This is a genomic window from Paraburkholderia domus (assembly GCF_905220705.1).
GTDB classification, from domain to species: domain Bacteria; phylum Pseudomonadota; class Gammaproteobacteria; order Burkholderiales; family Burkholderiaceae; genus Paraburkholderia; species Paraburkholderia domus.
Window position 1 is genome coordinate 122,511 of sequence record NZ_CAJNAT010000015.1, and the last position, 17,785, is coordinate 140,295.

The 17,785-nt window shown below is 62.3% G+C and carries 16 protein-coding genes; 5 read left to right on the forward strand and 11 right to left on the reverse strand.

What is annotated here, in order from left to right:
* Nucleotides 1-15 precede the first annotated feature (15 nt).
* Entirely contained in the window at nucleotides 16-1,491 is a 1,476-nt protein-coding gene (locus tag KHO31_RS23780; protein ID WP_211624235.1) for an MFS transporter, read from the reverse strand.
* A 189-nt stretch (nucleotides 1,492-1,680) separates the two neighbouring features.
* Here KHO31_RS23780 and KHO31_RS23785 point away from each other — a divergent pair, with 189 nt between their 5' ends.
* Complete coding sequence (locus KHO31_RS23785; RefSeq protein WP_211624237.1) at nucleotides 1,681-2,931, forward strand: Hsp70 family protein; 1,251 nt, start codon at nucleotides 1,681-1,683, stop codon at nucleotides 2,929-2,931.
* A 110-nt stretch (nucleotides 2,932-3,041) separates the two neighbouring features.
* Here KHO31_RS23785 and KHO31_RS23790 read toward each other — a convergent pair whose 3' ends face one another.
* Nucleotides 3,042-3,245, reverse strand: coding sequence for a cold-shock protein (locus KHO31_RS23790; protein ID WP_007180251.1), 204 nt, complete (start codon nucleotides 3,243-3,245; stop codon nucleotides 3,042-3,044).
* 529 nt (nucleotides 3,246-3,774) lie between these two features.
* On the opposite strand from KHO31_RS23790, the gene KHO31_RS23795 reads away from it, so the two are divergent.
* Nucleotides 3,775-5,370: an APC family permease gene (locus KHO31_RS23795; RefSeq protein ID WP_201079512.1), complete on the forward strand. Its 1,596-nt coding sequence runs from the start codon at nucleotides 3,775-3,777 to the stop codon at nucleotides 5,368-5,370.
* Nucleotides 5,371-5,518: 148 nt separating this feature from the next.
* On the opposite strand, the gene KHO31_RS23800 is transcribed toward KHO31_RS23795, so the two are convergent.
* The 7 genes from KHO31_RS23800 to KHO31_RS23830 all read right to left on the reverse strand — a co-directional run bounded on the left by KHO31_RS23800 (nucleotide 5,519) and on the right by KHO31_RS23830 (nucleotide 11,603).
* Complete coding sequence (locus KHO31_RS23800; protein ID WP_211624239.1) at nucleotides 5,519-6,304, reverse strand: DODA-type extradiol aromatic ring-opening family dioxygenase; 786 nt, start codon at nucleotides 6,302-6,304, stop codon at nucleotides 5,519-5,521.
* A 113-nt stretch (nucleotides 6,305-6,417) separates the two neighbouring features.
* Nucleotides 6,418-7,014 (reverse strand): UbiX family flavin prenyltransferase, encoded by a 597-nt coding sequence (locus KHO31_RS23805; RefSeq protein ID WP_201079508.1) that lies wholly within the window; start codon nucleotides 7,012-7,014, stop codon nucleotides 6,418-6,420.
* 49 nt (nucleotides 7,015-7,063) lie between these two features.
* The gene (gene grxD / locus KHO31_RS23810) at nucleotides 7,064-7,375 is read right to left on the reverse strand and encodes a Grx4 family monothiol glutaredoxin (RefSeq protein ID WP_211614571.1); all 312 of its coding nucleotides are present in this window, start codon (nucleotides 7,373-7,375) and stop codon (nucleotides 7,064-7,066) included.
* Nucleotides 7,376-7,489: 114 nt separating this feature from the next.
* Entirely contained in the window at nucleotides 7,490-8,332 is an 843-nt protein-coding gene (gene prmC / locus KHO31_RS23815) for a peptide chain release factor N(5)-glutamine methyltransferase (protein ID WP_211624241.1), read from the reverse strand.
* A gap of 6 nt (nucleotides 8,333-8,338) precedes the next feature.
* A complete protein-coding gene (gene prfA / locus KHO31_RS23820) occupies nucleotides 8,339-9,421 on the reverse strand; it encodes a peptide chain release factor 1 (protein WP_201079502.1) in 1,083 nt (360 codons plus the stop codon).
* Nucleotides 9,422-9,543: 122 nt separating this feature from the next.
* Nucleotides 9,544-10,830, reverse strand: a complete 1,287-nt coding sequence (hemA, locus tag KHO31_RS23825; protein WP_201079500.1) for a glutamyl-tRNA reductase — start codon at nucleotides 10,828-10,830, stop codon at nucleotides 9,544-9,546.
* Nucleotides 10,831-10,892: 62 nt separating this feature from the next.
* Nucleotides 10,893-11,603: a response regulator transcription factor gene (locus KHO31_RS23830; RefSeq protein ID WP_201079498.1), complete on the reverse strand. Its 711-nt coding sequence runs from the start codon at nucleotides 11,601-11,603 to the stop codon at nucleotides 10,893-10,895.
* Between the two features lie 204 nt (nucleotides 11,604-11,807).
* On the opposite strand from KHO31_RS23830, the gene KHO31_RS23835 reads away from it, so the two are divergent.
* The 3 genes from KHO31_RS23835 to KHO31_RS23845 are packed head-to-tail and all read left to right on the forward strand — an operon-like array spanning nucleotide 11,808 to nucleotide 14,553.
* Nucleotides 11,808-12,062 (forward strand): hypothetical protein, encoded by a 255-nt coding sequence (locus KHO31_RS23835; protein ID WP_201079496.1) that lies wholly within the window; start codon nucleotides 11,808-11,810, stop codon nucleotides 12,060-12,062.
* Nucleotides 12,063-12,081: 19 nt separating this feature from the next.
* A complete protein-coding gene (locus KHO31_RS23840; RefSeq protein ID WP_201086126.1) occupies nucleotides 12,082-13,896 on the forward strand; it encodes an aminopeptidase P family protein in 1,815 nt (604 codons plus the stop codon).
* 33 nt (nucleotides 13,897-13,929) lie between these two features.
* The gene (locus KHO31_RS23845; protein ID WP_201086125.1) at nucleotides 13,930-14,553 is read left to right on the forward strand and encodes an HAD family hydrolase; all 624 of its coding nucleotides are present in this window, start codon (nucleotides 13,930-13,932) and stop codon (nucleotides 14,551-14,553) included.
* Between the two features lie 2 nt (nucleotides 14,554-14,555).
* Here the strand turns inward: KHO31_RS23845 and KHO31_RS23850 are convergent, their stop codons facing one another.
* Together KHO31_RS23850 and ettA are read right to left on the reverse strand one after the other, a co-directional pair.
* Complete coding sequence (locus KHO31_RS23850; RefSeq protein ID WP_211624243.1) at nucleotides 14,556-15,677, reverse strand: DUF748 domain-containing protein; 1,122 nt, start codon at nucleotides 15,675-15,677, stop codon at nucleotides 14,556-14,558.
* Nucleotides 15,678-16,009: 332 nt separating this feature from the next.
* Complete coding sequence (ettA, locus tag KHO31_RS23855; RefSeq protein ID WP_074282079.1) at nucleotides 16,010-17,674, reverse strand: energy-dependent translational throttle protein EttA; 1,665 nt, start codon at nucleotides 17,672-17,674, stop codon at nucleotides 16,010-16,012.
* Nucleotides 17,675-17,785 lie beyond the last annotated feature (111 nt).

Here is a 17,785-nt window from a genome sequence, read left to right on the forward strand (position 1 = left end):
GGTAAGGCGTGTGGTTCATTCCGCGCCGTCCGCGATGCTTGAAAGCGGTGTGGCAACAGTCTCGAGCGACTTACGCTCCGCATCCACGCCCCAGATCCCCGCGATCACCGCAGCGGCGAGCATCAGCCCCGAGCCGACCAGATAGCCCAAAAACACTTCGCTGCGCTGATGCGTATCGATCAGCCGGCCGAAGAACGCCGGTCCGATGATGCCGCCCAGCGCTGTACCGAACGCATAGAACACCGCGATCGCCAGCGCGCGGATTTCCAGCGGAAACGATTCGCTGACCGTCAGATACGCCGAACTCGCCGCCGCCGAGGCGAAGAAGAAGAGCACCATCCACGCGATCGTCTGCGTCACGACGGTGAGCATCTGCTGCTCGAACAGGTAGCCGCTCAGTGTCAGCAGGATGCCGGATAGCGCGTAAGTCGCGCCGATCATCTTGCGGCGCCCGATTACGTCGAAGAGCCGGCCCAGCACCAGCGGTCCAAGGAAGTTGCCGAGCGCGAACGGCAACAGATACCAGCCGATGCGGTCGCCCGGCACGTGATAGAAATCAGTCAGCACCAGCGCGTAGGTGAAAAAGATCGCGTTGTAGAAGAACGCCTGCGCGGTCATCAACGAGAGGCCGACCAGCGCGCGCCGTCGGTGCACGTTGAACAGCGTGTGAAACACCTCGCGTAGCGGCGTATGTCCGCGTGCCCGCAGTTTGAGCCGCGTGAGATCATCGTCGGCGAGCGCGTGCCCTTCACTGCGAAAGCGCGTTTCGATGCCGTCGACGATCGAGCGCGCCTCGCGTTCGCCGCCGTGCGTGAGCAGCCAGCGGGGACTTTCGGGCACCCAGATGCGCATTGGCAGAATCGCCAGCGCCAGCATCGCGCCGATGAAGAAACAGGCGCGCCAGCCCCAGTCGCCCGGCAGCAGATTCGGATCGAGCAGGACCAGCGAGCCCGCCGCGCCGAGTCCCGCACCGACCCAGAAGGTGCCGTTGATGCCGAGATCGGTCCAGCCGCGCAGCCGCGCGGGCGTGAATTCCTGGATTGTCGAGTTGATCGCCGTATATTCGCCGCCGATGCCTGCGCCGGTGAGAAAGCGAAACAGCAGAAAACTGGCGAGATTCCACGACAAAGCGGTCGCCGCGGTGGCGGCCAGATACAACGCGAGCGTGATGAAGAACAGCTTGCGACGGCCGAGCCGGTCGGTTAGCCAGCCGAAGCCGAGCGCGCCGAGCACGGCGCCGGCAATATAAGCGCTGCCGGCGAGGCCCACGTCGGCGTTGGTGAAATGCAACGATGGGCTAGACTTCAACGCACTTGCCACAGCGCCCGCCAGCGTCACTTCCAGGCCATCCAGCAGCCACGTTATACCCAGCGCGACGACGAGCAGCGAGTGAAAGCGTCCCCACGGCAAACGGTCGAGCCGCGAGGGCAGGTCGGTTTCAATGATGGCGGCGTTTTTCTCGTGGACAACGGCGGTAGGCGGCGCGCTCATTGCGTAAGTCTCCTGATTGCCGAAAATTGGTGGCGTATCCTGTCGAATTCAGCAATTTCTGTTCCGTCGAGCGGGTTTGGGACATTGTCGCGGGTGTCCCCGAAAGCGCCAGTTGATGCTGGCCGGGCTTTCGTGATACAAAGCCGCTCCCCTTTCTGTCCGCGCCAGCCGTGAGCGGCGATTCCTGCCATGAACTATTGCGCGATTGACTTTGGTACTTCCAATTCGGCCGTAGCCGTCCCTGACGGCGCTGCGCTTAGGCTTGCGCCGGTCGAGGGCGCCTATACGACGCTGCCGACCGCTGTCTTTTTCAACACCGACGAGGACACCCGTGAGTTCGGGCGCTCGGCGTTGGCGGCGTACATCGACGGTTTCGACGGTCGTCTGATGCGCTCGATGAAAAGTATTCTCGGCTCGCCGCTGGCCGAAAATTCGACGGATCTCGGCGACGGTTCGGCGATCAAGTACACGGACATCATCGCGATTTTCGTCGACCATCTGAAGCGTTCGGCCGAGAAAAGCGTCGGTGGCCCGATCAGCCGCGCCGTCTTGGGCCGCCCGGTGTTCTTCGTCGACGACGATCCGCGCGCGGACCAGATGGCGCAGCAGCAGCTCGAAGCCGCGGCGCGGTCGGTCGGTTTACGGGAGATTCACTTTCAGTATGAGCCGATCGCGGCCGCGTTCGATTACGAATCGCATCTGACGGAAGAGGGACTCGTGCTGGTGGCCGACATCGGCGGCGGTACGTCGGACTTTTCGCTGGTGCGGGTAGGGCCGGAGCGGATGAAGCGCGTCGAACGGAAGGACGACGTGCTGGCACACCACGGGGTACACGTTGCAGGCACCGATTTCGACCGTCGCGTCGAACTGGTGACGATCCTGCGCGAACTCGGTTATCAGGCGCTCGATCCCGAAGGCCGTGAGATTCCGAACCGCATCTATTTCGATCTGGCAACTTGGCACCTGATCAACACCGTCTACGCACCGAAGCGCGTCAGTGAACTCACGCTCATGCGGCATCTGTTCACTCAGGTCAAACATCACGACCGCCTGATGCGCGTCGTGGAGCGCCGCTTGGGGCATGCATTGGCTGCTCACGCGGAAGAGGCGAAGATCGGCGTGGCGGCGGGTGGCGAGACCGTGATCGATCTCGACGAGGTGGAAGACGACCTGCGCCTGGCATTCGACGAAGCGCAACTCATCAAGGCCGGGCAGGACGAGACGCAGCGCATCGTGCAAGCGGCGCGCGATACGGTGCAAGCGGCCGGCGTGGCCCCGCGTGACGTCAGCGCGATTTACTTCACAGGCGGTTCGACCGGATTGGCGTTTCTATCGGGCGCATTGGCGGCGGCATTTCCCGATGCCAAAGCGGTATTCGGCGACCGTCTTGCCAGCGTCGCAACAGGTCTCGGTATTCACGCGCGACGTCTGTTCGGATAACCAGACTAACCAGTCGCATACTGCGAAGATAATCACCGCATGCAGTTGTGACGGATATAAAAAAACCCCGCCGAGGCGGGGTTTTTGCGTCCAGAAGGAAGCGTGCTTGCTTACACCGGCTTGATGTTAGCAGCTTGCTTGCCCTTCGGGCCCGTCTTCACTTCAAACGTAACCTTTTGGTTTTCTTGCAGCGTCTTGAAGCCTTCCGTGCGGATTTCCGAGAAATGCGCGAACAGATCTTCGCCACCGCCGTCCGGCGTGATGAAGCCAAAGCCCTTTGCGTCATTGAACCACTTGACGGTACCGGTTTCCATATTACTTGTTCCTAAAGATGGTAAATAAGGCCGAAGCCCAATGGGTGCGCATGAAAATCAAGGAAGGGGGTAATGGGACCAACCGGAGTACCGTTGATGGGCGAACTACGAAAGACCAATTCACTCGCCGCTTGAAATCCTGCCCGAACGTTATACGGCCATTTCGGGCGAAGGTCAACACTCCGATCCCAACTTTACAAAATTTTGATGGATTGGCGCAAAAATTGCTTACAAAGCTTGCTATTCGCCTGAGAATTTTGCTAGGGAGAACCCTTAGTTTCGCTGCAACGTGCGGGTGCAACCGTTAAACTACGCGCCGCGCGTCGGTTGCACCTGACTAGAGTGGACCGTCGCACACGCATGCGCGTCACCCCGTCTCCAACGCCACAAGCGATGTCACGCGGTGCCGATATGCTCGCAACTTGCATGGGACCGGAGTAAGCGCTAAATCGCGAACTCGGGGCCGTCATACGGTGTATGGGACCAGAGTAAGTGCTTTGCACTAACTCTGGTCGACACAGGAGAGGATGTGAAAAGTTCTATACAACGGAACATCGGACCGGTCGCGCTTCTGCTGACCGGCTTGGGTTCGATCATCGGATCGGGCTGGCTGTTCGGCGCGTGGAAGGCTGCAAAAATTGCCGGGCCTGCTGCCATTTGTGCATGGGTCATCGGCGCGGTCGTGATTCTCGCCATTGCGTTGACCTACGCGGAACTCGGCGCGATGTTCCCTGAGTCCGGCGGCATGGTGCGTTACGCACGCTACTCGCACGGCGCGCTGGTGGGCTTCATCAGTGCATGGGCCAACTGGATCGCCATTGTCTCGGTCATTCCAATCGAGGCTGAAGCATCCATTCAATATATGAGTACCTGGCCGTATCCATGGGCGCATGCGCTATTCGTCGATGGGTCATTAACGACTAATGGGCTATTGCTGTCCGCAGCCCTCGTGATCATTTACTTCCTGCTGAACTACTGGGGCGTGAAGTTGTTTGCACGCGCCAATTCGGCGATCACGGTCTTCAAGTTCCTGATTCCGGGTGCGACGATCCTCGGCTTGATGCTGACGGGCTTCCACAAGGAAAACTTCGGCGAAGTGAGTACCTTCGCGCCGTACGGCTGGTCGGCTGTGCTGACGGCCGTGTCGACGAGCGGTATCGTGTTCGCCTTCAACGGTTTCCAGAGCCCGATCAACCTCGCGGGTGAAGCGCGCAATCCGGCCAAAAGCGTGCCGTTCGCGGTGATCGGCTCGATCCTGCTCGCGCTGGTGATCTACGTGCTGCTGCAGATTGCGTATATCGGCGCAGTGAGCCCGGGCGACGTGATGAAGGGCTGGAGCCACTTCAACTTCGCGTCGCCGTTTGCCGAACTGGCGATCGCGCTGAACCTGAACTGGTTGGCTATCCTGCTGTACGTCGACGCGTTCGTCAGCCCGAGCGGCACCGGCACGACCTACATGGCGACCACCACCCGCATGATCTACGCCATGGAGCGCAACAACACGATGCCGAAGATGTTCGGCAACGTGCATCCGTTCTACGGCGTGCCGCGTCAGGCGATGTGGTTCAACCTGCTGGTGTCGTTCATTTTCCTGTTCTTCTTCCGTGGCTGGAGCTCGCTGGCGGCGGTGATCTCGGTCGCGACCGTGATCTCGTACCTGACTGGCCCGATCAGCCTGATGGCGCTGCGCCGTGCGGCGACGGATCTCGAGCGCCCGCTGCACATTCCAGGCATGAAGTTGATTGCACCGTTCGCTTTCGTCTGCGCGTCGCTGATTCTATACTGGGCGAAGTGGCCGCTGACCGGCGAAATCATTCTGTTGATGGTCGTCGCGCTGCCGGTGTACTTCTACTTCCAGGCGAAGTCGGGTTTCAGCGGCTGGGGGCGCGACCTGAAGGCTGCGTGGTGGCTCGTGGCCTACCTGCCGGTGATGGCGATCCTGTCGCTGATCGGCAGCAAGGAATTCGGCGGCCACGGCATCCTGCCGTACGGCTGGGACATGCTGGTGGTGGCTGCGTTCTCGCTGGTGTTCTACTACTGGGGCGTGCAGAGCGGCTACCGGTCGGAATACCTCGAAGAGCGTCAGACACACGACGAAGTGCTTGAAGGCATGGGCGCACACTAAGGCGGCGACGAGTCTTTCGCCGGACCGCCGGACCGCCGTGATCCGGCTCAGTACGAAAAAAGCCCGCCTGAGTTGCTCAGGCGGGCTTTTTTGTTGGCGGCGCCTTGACCTTGTTCAGGTGCTTTAACGGCGCTGCGTTGGCGTCGAGTCAGGCAGTGCCGAACACGTAATTCGTCATGGCGAGCGACCGCTGATAGGTACCGAGCGACTGAATCGCCAGCGAATAGTCGTCGTCCGCCGCGCCCAGTGCCGCGAATACGGGCAGCAGGTGTTCGTCGGTCGGATGCATCAGCACCGCGTGTGGCGCCTGACGGCGGTAGTCGAGCAACGCGTCGATATCGCGCGCGGCGAGCTTTGCCTCGAACCAGTCGGTGAATTCGGTCACGCGCGGATCGGCGTCTTCCGGGCGCGCTGAAAAGTCAGCGGCGCGCAGGTTGTGGGTGATCTGGCCCGAGCCGATCACCATCACGCCGTCGTCTTTCAGCGAGCGCAGTGCGCGACCCACACGGAAGTGATGGGCAGCGTCCATGTGCGGCTGGATCGACAACTGCGCGACCGGCACGTCAGCTTCCGGAAACATCAGCAGCATCGGCACCCACGCGCCGTGGTCGAGACCATGCGGCTGGGCGTCGGCGAGGATGCCGTGTTCGCCGAGCAGCACGGCGGCCCGGCGCGCTACATCGGGTGCGCCGGGAGCCGGATATTGAATCTCGTACAACTGACGCGGGAAACCGTAGAAATCGTGGATGGTTTCCGGCGCCGTGGACGTGCTCGCCACCGGCTGCGTCGTGCCCCAGTGCGCCGACAGCATCAGGACGGCTTCAGGACGCGGCAATTGCGCCGATAGCTTGCCGAATTCGGCGGAGGGCAGGGACGGGTCGATCGGCAGCGTGGGCGCGCCGTGAGAGAGGAAGAGCGACGGTAAGCGAGTCATGGCAGCAACGCCTCCGCGAAGACGCGGCGCAAAAGTGGGGTTGCTATCAATATAGGTCCGTACCGGCGTTTGATAAACGGGTGAAAACGGAATTGATTGTGTTGCAGGTGTTGTTAATCCGTGCCGCGTAATCCTTGCCATGCGGGCGACATGGCGGGTCCTAACGCGAACAGATCCAGCACGCGCGCCACCGTGTGATCGACCATCTCATCGATCGAGGCGGGCTGGTTGTAGAAGGCAGGTAAAGGCGGAAAGATCACGCCGCCCATTTCGGTGACGGCTGTCATGTTGCGCAGATGCGCGAGATTGAATGGCGTTTCGCGCACGAGCAGCACGAGCCGGCGGCGCTCTTTGAGCGTGACATCGGCGGCGCGGGTGATCAGATTATCGGAAAAACCGTGTGCGACGCTTGCCAGCGTCTTCATTGAGCAGGGGGCGACCACCATGCCGTCGGTGGCAAACGAGCCGGACGCGATACTCGCGCCGACGTCGCGCACCGAGTGGACGACATCCGCGAGCGGATGCACGTCTTCTTTGCTTAACTGGAGTTCGTGCTGGATATTGAGCCACCCGGCGCTCGAAATCAGCAGATGGCTCTCGACACCGCCCAGCCTGCGCAGCGTCTCAAGCAACCGGATACCGTAAATGGCACCGGTCGCGCCGGTGATCGCGACGATCAGCCGGCGTGGCGCCGCAGCGCGTGTTTCCATGGCTCGCGGCGCCTTTTCGGAGGACGGCAAACGTTCGGACAGCGGCCGTTTAAGCCGCGGCGAACAGTTGCTGCAGTTCGCCCGATTCGTACATTTCCATCATGATGTCCGAGCCGCCGACGAATTCGCCCTTCACATAGAGCTGCGGAATGGTCGGCCAGTTCGAGAACTGCTTGATGCCCTGGCGGACTTCGTCGTCTTCCAGCACGTTGACGGTCTTGATTTCGTTGACGCCACACGCCTTCAGGATCTGGATGGCGCGGCCGGAAAAGCCGCACATCGGGAACTGAGCGCTGCCCTTCATGAAGAGCACGACGTTGTTTTCGTCGACGATTTGCTTGATGCGTTGTTGCGTATCCATGACTGACCTTGCGGTTCCGTTATGTGTAGGGAATAGGCTGAAATGATAGCGGATTTCGGTAAGACCGGCCGAGGGCCGCTTTGCCACCCCGGCGATTAAGGCGATCCGTCGAGGTTAGGCGGGCAACTGCCCGCCGCTGATTCGCTCGATGCCGGCAAGATCCTGCTCCGAACTCACGTGAGCAAAACCTTGTGCCGTCAGCAGGCCGCGCACCGCTTCCGCCTGATCGTACCCGTGTTCGATCCACAATACGCCGTTGGCGGCCAAACGTGTGGGCGCGCCCGCGACGATCTTACGGATCGCGCTGAGGCCGTCGGCTTCGTCGGTGAGCGCGCCGCGCGGCTCGAAGCGCAGATCGCCTTCCGACAGATGCGGATCGCCGCTCGCGATATACGGCGGATTGCTGACGATCACGTTAAAGCGCAATGCTGCGTCGAGCGAGCCGTACCAATCGCTTTGCTGCAGTACCACGGCGCCGCCGGGGCGACTGCTATCCAGGAGACGTGCGGCGTTGCGTGTGGCTACCGCCAGCGCTTCGGCGGAACGGTCCAGCGCCCAGACCTGCGCGTCGGGCCGCATTGATGCAATAGCCAGGGCAATCGCGCCGGTACCGGTGCCCAGATCGAGCACACGTGGCCGCGAGATACTTTCCATTGCCGCCAACGCCGTTTCGACCAGCAACTCGGTTTCGGGACGCGGAATCAGCACGTCCGGCGTCACTTCGAAATCCAGCCCGAAAAATTCGCGCGCGCCGACCAGTTGCGCCACCGGCTCACCGGCGACGCGTCGCGCTTCCAGGGTTCGGTATTGCTCAATTGCCGGGCCGTCGAGCGCATCGTCGCTGCGCGTAATCAATTGCGTATGCCGCCAGCCGAGCACGTGCGTGAGCAGAATCCGCGCTTCGAGCGACGGCAGTGGCGAGGCGCGCAACAGCGCAGCGGGCGTGAGCGGATCCATCTGCGCTTAGTCCGCGTCGCCCAGCGATGCCAGCAACTCGGCCTGATGCTCGCTGACCAGGGCAGCGATCAATTCGTCGAGATCGCCATCCATGATCGCGTCGAGGCGGTACAGCGTCAGATTGATCCGGTGGTCCGTCAGACGCCCTTGCGGGAAGTTGTAGGTGCGAATCCGCTCTGAGCGATCGCCCGAACCGATCAGGCTCTTGCGCGTTGCGGCTTCCTTTTGCTGCTGCTCGTGCGACTGCTTGTCCTTGATGCGCGCGGCCAGGACCTTCAGTGCGCGATCCTTGTTCTTGTGCTGCGACCGGTCATCCTGACATTCGACGACGATGCCGGTCGGCAAGTGCGTCACCCGCACCGCCGAATCGGTCTTGTTGATGTGCTGACCGCCCGCGCCGGACGCGCGGAACGTGTCGATGCGCAGATCGGCCGGATTGATTTCGACTTCGCCGATTTCGTCGGCTTCCGGCATGACCGCGACCGTGCACGCCGACGTATGAATGCGGCCCTGCGTTTCCGTGGCCGGCACGCGTTGCACGCGATGGCCGCCCGATTCGAACTTGAGCTTCGAATACGCCGCTTCGCCGGCGATCCGCACGATCACCTCCTTGTAGCCGCCGAGGTCCGATTCGCTCGCCGACATCATCTCCACCTGCCAGCGATTGCGCTCGGCAAAGCGCAGGTACATGCGCAGCAAATCGCCCGCGAACAGCGCCGATTCGTCTCCACCCGTACCGGCACGGATTTCGAGGAAGATGTTGCGGTCGTCGTTCGGGTCTTTCGGCAGCAGCATTTTCTGCAATTCGGCGCCGAGTTTTTCCATCCGCTCGCGCGCCGCGCGAATTTCTTCTTCGGCGAAGTCGCGCATCGACGCGTCCGCCAGCAGTTCCTGCGCGGTCGCCGCGTCGTTCATCGCCTGGCGCCACAGCGCGTAATGCTCGACGACCGGCCCGAGCTCGGCGTGTTCACGCGTGAGCTTGCGGTATTGGTCGAGATTCGAGGTGATGTCCTCGCGGCTCAACAGGTCGTTCAGTTCGGCCAGCCGGATAGTGAGCTGGTCGAGCTTGCGTTGCATGCTCGTTTTCATCGGACGGGTATCGGAGCGGGCTCCGGCAAGGATGGCGACTAGGGGAGTGGGCAGATGCCCTGGTCAGAAGCACGTCGCGGGCCACTCAGCGTGACGCGGACGGTGCGGCAGTGGCTGCGCCGCTAACGCTCCGTAGAACCGGAGTGTTTGTAGAAGCCGCCCATCAACTCGATGAGCGTGTCACGGTTCTCGCTGCTCGCGCGATTGAGAGCGTGTGTAGGGCCGTGAATCAGTTTGTTGGTGAGCGATTGCGACAGCGCTTCGAGTACTGCTGCCGGGTCGTCGCCGCGGGCAAGCATTTTCTGCGCGCGTTCGACTTCGGCGCGACGCAGCACGTCGGCTTGCGTATGCATGTGGCGAATCACCGGCACGATGCTGCGCGCATCGAGCCATTGCATGAAATTTTGCACACGCGTTTCGATGATCGCCTCAGCCTGAGCGACTGCGGCTTGCCGCGATGCATTGCCTTCGCGCACGATCGCGCCGAGGTCGTCGACGGTATAGAGAAACACGTCTTCGAGCTGGCCGACTTCCGGTTCGATGTCGCGCGGTACGGCCAGATCGACCATGAAAATCGGCCGGTGACGGCGCGCTTTCACGGCGCGCTCGACCGCGCCCAGACCGATGATCGGCAGCGTGGAAGCGGTACACGACACGATGATGTCGAATTCATGCATGCGCGTGGGCAGTTCCGACAGCGGAATAGCCCGGCCGTTGAAACGTTCGGCAAGGCGGCTGCCGCGCTCGGCAGTGCGATTGGCGACGACGAGTTCACGTGGCTGCTGCGCCGCGAAGTGCGTCGCGCACAACTCGATCATTTCGCCCGCGCCGATGAACAGCACGCGCTGGTTCGAGACTTTGTCGAAAATCCGCTGCGCGAGCCGCACGGCGGCTGCCGCCATGGAAACCGACTGCGCGCCGATTTCGGTCGTGCTGCGCACTTCCTTCGCCACGGCGAAGGTGCGCTGGAACAACTGATTCAGATAGGTGCCGAGTGCGCCGGCTTCTGACGCCGTGCGTACCGCATCCTTCATTTGTCCGACGATTTGCGTCTCGCCCAGCACCATCGAATCGAGCCCCGATGCGACGCGAAACGCGTGGCGCACCGCTTCCGACTGCGGCAGCGCGTAGACATGCGGCGCGAGTTCGTCGATGGGGAGATTGTGGTATTTCGAGAACCACTGGATCGCCGCTTCACGCGCGGCCTGGTCGTCGGTGACGCAGTAGAGTTCGGTGCGATTGCAGGTGGACAGAATCGCGGCTTCCGGCGCCGTGCGCGCAGTGCGGCCGAGCCAGACGCTCTTGAAGGTGTCCAATGCAGGCTTGATCTGTTCGAGCGGAAACGCCACGCGTTCGCGCAAGGCGACAGGCGCAGTGTGGTGATTGATTCCGATCGTTAGAAGCTGCATATGGGGAGCTATGGTTTAGCTCAATATTATAGCGTTTTCACGATTCTTACATTGTGGGGGCGTCATCTGGCCGTTATAACGGCCTCTGGCGGCACCGCGTCGAGTTGATAGCCGTAGCCGTACAGCGGTGTCAGGCAATAACCATGCTCCGGGCGCAACTGCAATTTGGTCCGCACGCGCGACGCATGGGTGTCGACGGTACGCGACCTTACGTCGCGGCGGCGGGTCCAGACGGTTTCGAGAATATGCGCGCGCGACACGGGCCGCGAGACATTGGTAAACAGTAGCAGCGCAAAGCGGAATTCCTTTGGCGTCAGGGTGACGGTCTGGTTCCGGAACGTGACGGCAAGGCGCGCCGCGTCGAACGCATAGCCGCCGATCGTGTCGAGTCGCCGGTTGGGTGGCCGCCGCAGGCCCGCGCGCCGCAGCAGCGCGTCTATGCGGGCCAGCATTTCCGGGCCGCGAACCGGTTTGGTCAGGCAGTCGTCTGCACCCGCGCGCAGCGCGGCGACGATCTGACTTTCGCGTGGATCCGACAGCAGCACGATCACCGGCAAGCTCGGCAGGATGGAGCGGGCGCGCGTGATTACGTCTTCGGCGGAATGGTCGCCGGCCCAGCTTTCAGTGATGAGAAGATCGAAGAACTCGTCGGCGGCGCGTTTCAGAAACGGTGCGCTCGCAATGAAGTGTTGACACGCATGGCCGCCGGCAAAGATCAGCCGGTCGACTAACGTGGCGTGCCGAAGGTCCGGCTCGATAAGGGCGATTCGCATGGCACGCTTTCAGCTTGGCAATCACCCGGGACGAGGTTTTTTCGGAAGGCTTACAACTTGCCTAACATCACCCCGACCCCTAAACTCAACCGCTATGCGGAAAGCGCCGTGCTGAACCTCTATAGTTAACGAGACAAAAATGCTAGCTGCTCAGGCCTTCTGCGCCCATGAGACGAATCTGAAACTGCGCGAGACCTGCCGCTGATGGGGTGGCCCGGAATCCTGGCGCTCGGCGCGGTGATCGGCCTGGCAGGCTGGTGGCTGCATCCGTTGCGCCGTTCGAGCCGCGCCCAATGGTGGGTGGCGTTACTGGCCGGCTTGCTGGGCGCGGGTGTCGCGCGCATGGCCGGTAACGTGGTTGGTCTCTTTCATGATGGCGATATGCTCGAATGGCCGGTATGTACCGCCGTCGCGTTGGTCGCCGTCGCCGTGACGGTCGGCTTGCTTTCCCGTCGATGAATACTTGCAGGTGACTCTGATGAATGCCCGACTCCCCGAAACTTCCTCTATCCCCGAACGGCTGGCGACATTGCGCAATGCGATGGCGCGCGAAGGCGTAGCCGCCTATCTGGTGCCGTCCGCAGATCCCCATCTTTCCGAATATCTACCAGGGCGTTGGCAAGGCCGGCAGTGGCTGTCGGGTTTCACCGGCTCGGCTGGCACGCTGGTCGTGACCGCCGATTTTGCCGGCGTGTGGACCGACAGCCGCTATTGGGAACAAGCCAACGCGCAACTGGCCGGCACCGGCGTTCAATTGATGAAGATGATCGGCGGCCAGCAGACCGCGCCGCATTTCGAATGGCTTGCGCAGAACGTCGCGACCGGCGGCACGGTCGGTGTGGACGGTGCCGTGCTGGGCGTGTCGGCGGCACGTGCGTTGAGCCAGGCGCTGACCGCGCGCGGCGTGAAGCTGCGCGCCGACGTCGATCTGTTCGACGCGATCTGGCCGCAGCGCCCGTCGCTGCCCGCTGCCGCCGTCTTCGAGCACGCCGCGCCGCACGCGAGCGTCGCCCGTTCGGAAAAGCTCGCGCAGATTCGCCGCGCGATGGCGGAGAAGGGCGCGCAGTGGCACTTCATTTCCACGCTCGACGATCTTGCATGGCTTCTGAATCTGCGCGGCGCCGACGTCAGCTACAACCCGGTGTTCGTGGCGCATGCACTGATCGGTCTGGAGAGCGCGTCGCTCTTCGTCGCCGACGGCAAGGTGCCGCAAGCGCTGGCCGATGCACTCGCGCGTGACGGCATCAGTGTCGAGCCGTATGCAAAGGCGGCGGATGCGCTGGCCGCGCTGCCGGCCGGCAGCACGCTGCTGATCGACCCGCGCCGCATTACGTATGGCTCGCTGCAGTCGGTGCCGTCCACGGTGACGGTCGTTGAGGCGGTCAATCCGTCCACGTTCTTCAAGTCGCGCAAGACCGAAGCGGAAGCGGAGCACGTGCGCGAGACGATGGAACAGGACGGCGCGGCGCTTGCCGAATTCTTCGCGTGGTTTGAAGGTGCGTTGGGCCGCGAAACGATCACCGAACTGACGATTGACGAGCGCCTGACGGCAGCCCGCGCGCGCCGTCCGGGCTTCGTGTCGCTGAGCTTTGCCACGATCGCCGGCTTCAACGCGAACGGTGCGATGCCGCACTACCGCGCGACCGATGAAGCGCATTCGGTGATCGAGGGCAATGGCCTGTTGCTGATCGACTCGGGCGCGCAGTATCTGAGCGGCACAACCGACATCACGCGCGTCGTGCCGGTCGGCACCGTCAGCGAGGCACAGCGGCGCGACTTCACGATCGTGCTGAAAGGCACCATGGCGCTGTCGCGTGCGAAATTCCCGCGCGGCATTCGTTCGCCGATGCTCGATGCGATCGCCCGTGCGCCGATCTGGGAAGCCGGCGCCGACTACGGTCATGGCACCGGTCACGGGGTGGGCTATTTCCTGAACGTGCACGAAGGCCCGCAGGTGATTTCGCACTACGCGCCGGCCGAACCATGGACGGCGATGGAAGAGGGCATGATCACCTCGGTCGAGCCGGGCATTTACCGGCCGGGCAAATGGGGCGTGCGGATTGAGAACCTAGTGCTGAACGTGCCCGCGGAGAAAACCGAATTCGGCGATTTCCTCAAGTTCGAAACGCTGACGCTGTGCCCGATCGACACGCGCTGCCTCGATCTGTCGCTGTTGCGTGATGACGAGCGCGCATGGCTCAACGCGTATCACGAGATGGTGCGTACGCGCCTGTCGCCGCATGTGTCGGGCGAGGCTAAAGCGTGGCTGGACTTGCGTACGCAACCGATCTGATCTCGTCGCCACGACCTTACTGACGGAGAGTGCATGGCCATCAAGGCAGTCGTGTTCGATTTCGGCGGCGTGCTGATCGACTGGAGCCCCGAGTATCTGTATCGGCAGTTGATTCCTGATGAAACGGAGCGCCGCTGGTTTCTGACCCACGTCTGTTCGATGGACTGGGTGATCCGTCAGGACGGCGGCCAGCCGATCGTCGAGGCGACAGACGAACTGGTCGCGAAGTTTCCCGATCACGCACCGCTGATCCGCGCGTTCTACGAGCGCTGGCATGAGATGGTGGCCGGCGTGCTGGAAGAGGGCGTGGCGATCATGGAGAAGCTCGAAGCGGCCGGCGTACCGCTTTTCGGGCTGACGAACTGGTCGGCGGAAACGTTTCCCTATGCGTGGGAGCATTACCCCGTGCTGCGGCGGTTCCGCGACATCGTCGTGTCGGGCAGGGTGAAGCTGGTGAAACCCGATCCGGCGATCTTCGCGGAAATGCGTCAGCGGATCGAGGCGCAACTGCCGGGCATTCAGCCGGATGAACTCGCCTTCATTGACGACAATCTGAAAAATGCCGAGGCCGCAACGGCGCTTGGCTGGCACGGCGTGCATCACACCGCCGCCGCGCGAACCGAAGCGAAATTGCGGGAGTTGGGCTTGCCGGTTTAAGCCTACTGTCCAAGCAGATTCTTCAACGCGTTGCCCAAGCCTTTCACAGTTTCCCCTGCGCTCTTTGCCACGCCTTCGACGCTCACGCCCAACGCTTTAGCAAACCCCGCACCGAGACGCTGCATCAGACCTTCCTGCACCGAAAATTTCGGGTCACGGAGGTTTCCGTCAAGCACGAAATGCAGCGTGATATCGCCGTTGTGCGTCTTGAGCGCGGCAATGGCCGCCTTGGTCGGAATCGACATGAAAGTGTCGAGCGGATTGTCGCTGTCGGAGAGTTGCAGGTGGTGGATCGTCACCGTGCCGGGCGCGTGCAACTGATAGTTTCGCACCGTCGATTCGACGGTCAGGTCGACCGTGCCGCCTGTTACTTGCGCCTTCGCGCCGGCCTTTTTCAGCAGGTAAGGATCGAGCATCACGACATCGATGCCGCGCAGATTGGTGGTGGTCTGCGAATCCTTGGAGGCGATCTTGATCCAGCCGCTGAACGAGACAGTACCCGTATGCGCCGGACCTTTGATCGAACCGGTGAGATTGAGTGTGGTCGGTTCGCTGAGCGCGGGCAGTTGCAGGTGATCGACCGTCGCGTTGGCATTGCTGACCGTCATCTTGAATGCCGGCGGCCCGACCGACATATCGTAGAAATGGAAGTTGCCTTGCTCGAGGCTGATGTGGTCGATCAGCTTTTCGCGGGGAGTCGCTGTTGCGCCGCCGCTGGCTTCGTTGTCGGCGTTGTTCACCGATTCCCGCAGATTCGGCAGCAGGTTGATCTCGCCGTCCTTGGTGCGCAGCACCGCGACGTCGAAGCCACGCACCACCACGCTGCGGATATGCATGCGTCGCGCGAGCAGGTCGCGGATATCGGGTGTGAGCGTGATTTCGTCGGCGCGTAGCGGATTGCCAGCGGGCCAGCCGGGTGGCGCTTTGAGCAGAACGTTGGTGAGATGGACTGAAGTGAGGCCGACCCGGATGCTTTCGGCGCTGCCTAATGGTCCGAGCGCCGCAATGACGCGTTCTTTGACTTCGCGCTGCGCGAACTGCAGCGTACCGACCACGATGACGATCAGCACCAGCAGCACGCCACCTACGGCAATCGCCCAGCGTTTGCCCTTAGACATTGCCATGCTTGCCTCCTCGTCGCCGCGCTGTTCGCGGTGTGGGTGCGATTGGCCTGTGCGTGCGCGGGTTGGGCGCACGTCTGTTGGATACGGCGGTGTGACTGAACTCGCCGGGACGACGTGTATCACGCCGTGGCACGCAATGCGTGTGCCCTACCGCCCATCCGGGAGGCGCAAGGCGTTTCCGGCATGCCCGCGGTGAGCAAAATGATTGGGCAATCGGCTGGCAAAACGCCCCGATCAGGCGGTGAGCAAAGCGGTCGACAAAACCTTCAGCAAAAGATGACCAGCAAAACAGCCCGCTCGTCAGTCAACGAGCGGGCTGCCAGGCCCGCGATTTATCGCGCGATCGGCTTGTAACGCAGACGCTTCGGACGTGCAGCTTCTTCACCGAGGCGTGCGCGCTTGTCCGCTTCGTATTCCTGGTAGTTGCCGTCGAAGAACGTGATTTGCGAGTCGCCTTCGAATGCGAGGATGTGCGTCGCGATGCGGTCAAGGAACCAGCGATCGTGCGAAATCACCATCACGGAGCCGGCGAACTCGAGCAACGCGTCTTCCAGCGCGCGCAGCGTTTCGACGTCCAGGTCGTTCGACGGTTCGTCCAGCAGCAGCACGTTGCCGCCCGCGATCAGCGTCTTCGCCAGATGCAGCCGGCCGCGCTCACCGCCCGACAGATTGCCGACGGTCTTCTGCTGATCGCCGCCCTTGAAGTTGAAGCGACCGATGTATGCACGCGAAGGCGTTTCGTACTTGCCGACCGTCAGCACGTCCGCACCGCCGGAGATTTCTTCGAACACGGTCTTCGAGCCGTCGAGCGCGTCGCGGCTTTGGTCGACGTACGCGAGCTTGACCGTCGGGCCTTGCACGATCTCGCCCGAATCCGGTTGTTCGCGGCCGGTCAGCATGCGGAACAGCGTTGACTTACCGGCGCCGTTCGGCCCGATGATGCCGACGATTGCGCCGGCCGGAATCTTGAAGCTGACGTCGTCGAGCAGCAAACGGTCGCCATACGACTTGCTGACGTTCTTGAACTCGATCACTTCGTTACCCAGACGGTCGCCGACCGGGATGAAGATTTCCGAAGTTTCGTTGCGCTTCTGATAGTCCTGGCTGTTCAGCTCCTCGAAGCGGGCAATACGCGCCTTCGACTTCGCCTGACGGCCCTTCGGGTTCTGGCGTACCCACTCCAGTTCCTTCTTGATCGCCTTCTGACGTGCCGATTCCGACGACTCTTCCTGCTTCAGGCGCTCTTCCTTCTGGTCGAGCCAGCTGCTGTAGTTGCCCTTCCAGGGAATGCCGTGGCCGCGGTCGAGTTCGAGAATCCACTCTGCGGCGTTATCGAGGAAGTAGCGATCGTGGGTCACGGCGACGACCGTGCCCGGGAAGCGCGTCAGGAACTGCTCCAGCCAGTCGACCGATTCCGCGTCCAGGTGGTTGGTCGGTTCGTCGAGCAGCAGCATGTCCGGCTTTTCGAGCAGCAGCTTGCACAGCGCGACCCGGCGCTTTTCGCCGCCCGACAGATGTTCGATCTTCGCGTCCCATGCCGGCAGACGCAGCGCGTCGGCGGCGATTTCGATTTGTTGTTCAGCGCTGCCGTCGGTGGTGGCCAGAATCGCTTCGTACTTCGCCTGCTCGGCGGCGAGCGCGTCGAAGTCGGCGTCCGGCTCCGCGTAGGCGGCGTAGATTTCGTCCAGTTTCTTTTGCGCGCCGAAGACGTCGCCGAGACCTTCTTCGACCGCTTCACGCACCGTCTTGGTCGGATCGAGTTGCGGTTCCTGCGGCAGATAGCCGATGTTCAGGTTCGGCATCGGCGTGGCTTCGCCCTCGATGTCCTTGTCCACACCGGCCATGATGCGGATCAGCGTCGACTTGCCCGAGCCGTTCAGGCCGAGCAGGCCGATCTTCGCGCCGGGGAAGAACGACAGCGAGATGTCTTTCAGGATTTGACGCTTGGGCGGCACGATTTTGCCGACCCGGTTCATGGTGAAGACGTATTGGGCCATTTGCTTGCAATAGACGTTGACGACGCCGGCCGCGTAGGGGCGGGCAATCGTGGGTGGATGGGTAATCGGTGTTGTGACCAGGCAGTGTGCCTGGCACCGGCCGGCGCGGCG

Bases quoted from the DNA above. Each gene is read 5' to 3' on its own strand.
- KHO31_RS23780 (WP_211624235.1), bottom strand. From the start codon at position 1,491: ATGAGCGCGCCGCCTACCGCCGTTGTCCACGAGAAAAACGCCGCCATC.
- KHO31_RS23785 (WP_211624237.1), top strand. From the start codon at position 1,681: ATGAACTATTGCGCGATTGACTTTGGTACTTCCAATTCGGCCGTAGCC.
- KHO31_RS23790 (WP_007180251.1), bottom strand. From the start codon at position 3,245: ATGGAAACCGGTACCGTCAAGTGGTTCAATGACGCAAAGGGCTTTGGC.
- KHO31_RS23800 (WP_211624239.1), bottom strand. From the start codon at position 6,304: ATGACTCGCTTACCGTCGCTCTTCCTCTCTCACGGCGCGCCCACGCTG.
- KHO31_RS23805 (WP_201079508.1), bottom strand. From the start codon at position 7,014: ATGGAAACACGCGCTGCGGCGCCACGCCGGCTGATCGTCGCGATCACC.
- grxD (WP_211614571.1), bottom strand. From the start codon at position 7,375: ATGGATACGCAACAACGCATCAAGCAAATCGTCGACGAAAACAACGTC.
- prmC (WP_211624241.1), bottom strand. From the start codon at position 8,332: ATGGATCCGCTCACGCCCGCTGCGCTGTTGCGCGCCTCGCCACTGCCG.
- prfA (WP_201079502.1), bottom strand. From the start codon at position 9,421: ATGAAAACGAGCATGCAACGCAAGCTCGACCAGCTCACTATCCGGCTG.
- hemA (WP_201079500.1), bottom strand. From the start codon at position 10,830: ATGCAGCTTCTAACGATCGGAATCAATCACCACACTGCGCCTGTCGCC.
- KHO31_RS23830 (WP_201079498.1), bottom strand. From the start codon at position 11,603: ATGCGAATCGCCCTTATCGAGCCGGACCTTCGGCACGCCACGTTAGTC.
- KHO31_RS23835 (WP_201079496.1), top strand. From the start codon at position 11,808: ATGGGGTGGCCCGGAATCCTGGCGCTCGGCGCGGTGATCGGCCTGGCA.
- KHO31_RS23840 (WP_201086126.1), top strand. From the start codon at position 12,082: ATGAATGCCCGACTCCCCGAAACTTCCTCTATCCCCGAACGGCTGGCG.
- KHO31_RS23845 (WP_201086125.1), top strand. From the start codon at position 13,930: ATGGCCATCAAGGCAGTCGTGTTCGATTTCGGCGGCGTGCTGATCGAC.
- KHO31_RS23850 (WP_211624243.1), bottom strand. From the start codon at position 15,677: ATGGCAATGTCTAAGGGCAAACGCTGGGCGATTGCCGTAGGTGGCGTG.
- ettA (WP_074282079.1), bottom strand. From the start codon at position 17,674: ATGGCCCAATACGTCTTCACCATGAACCGGGTCGGCAAAATCGTGCCG.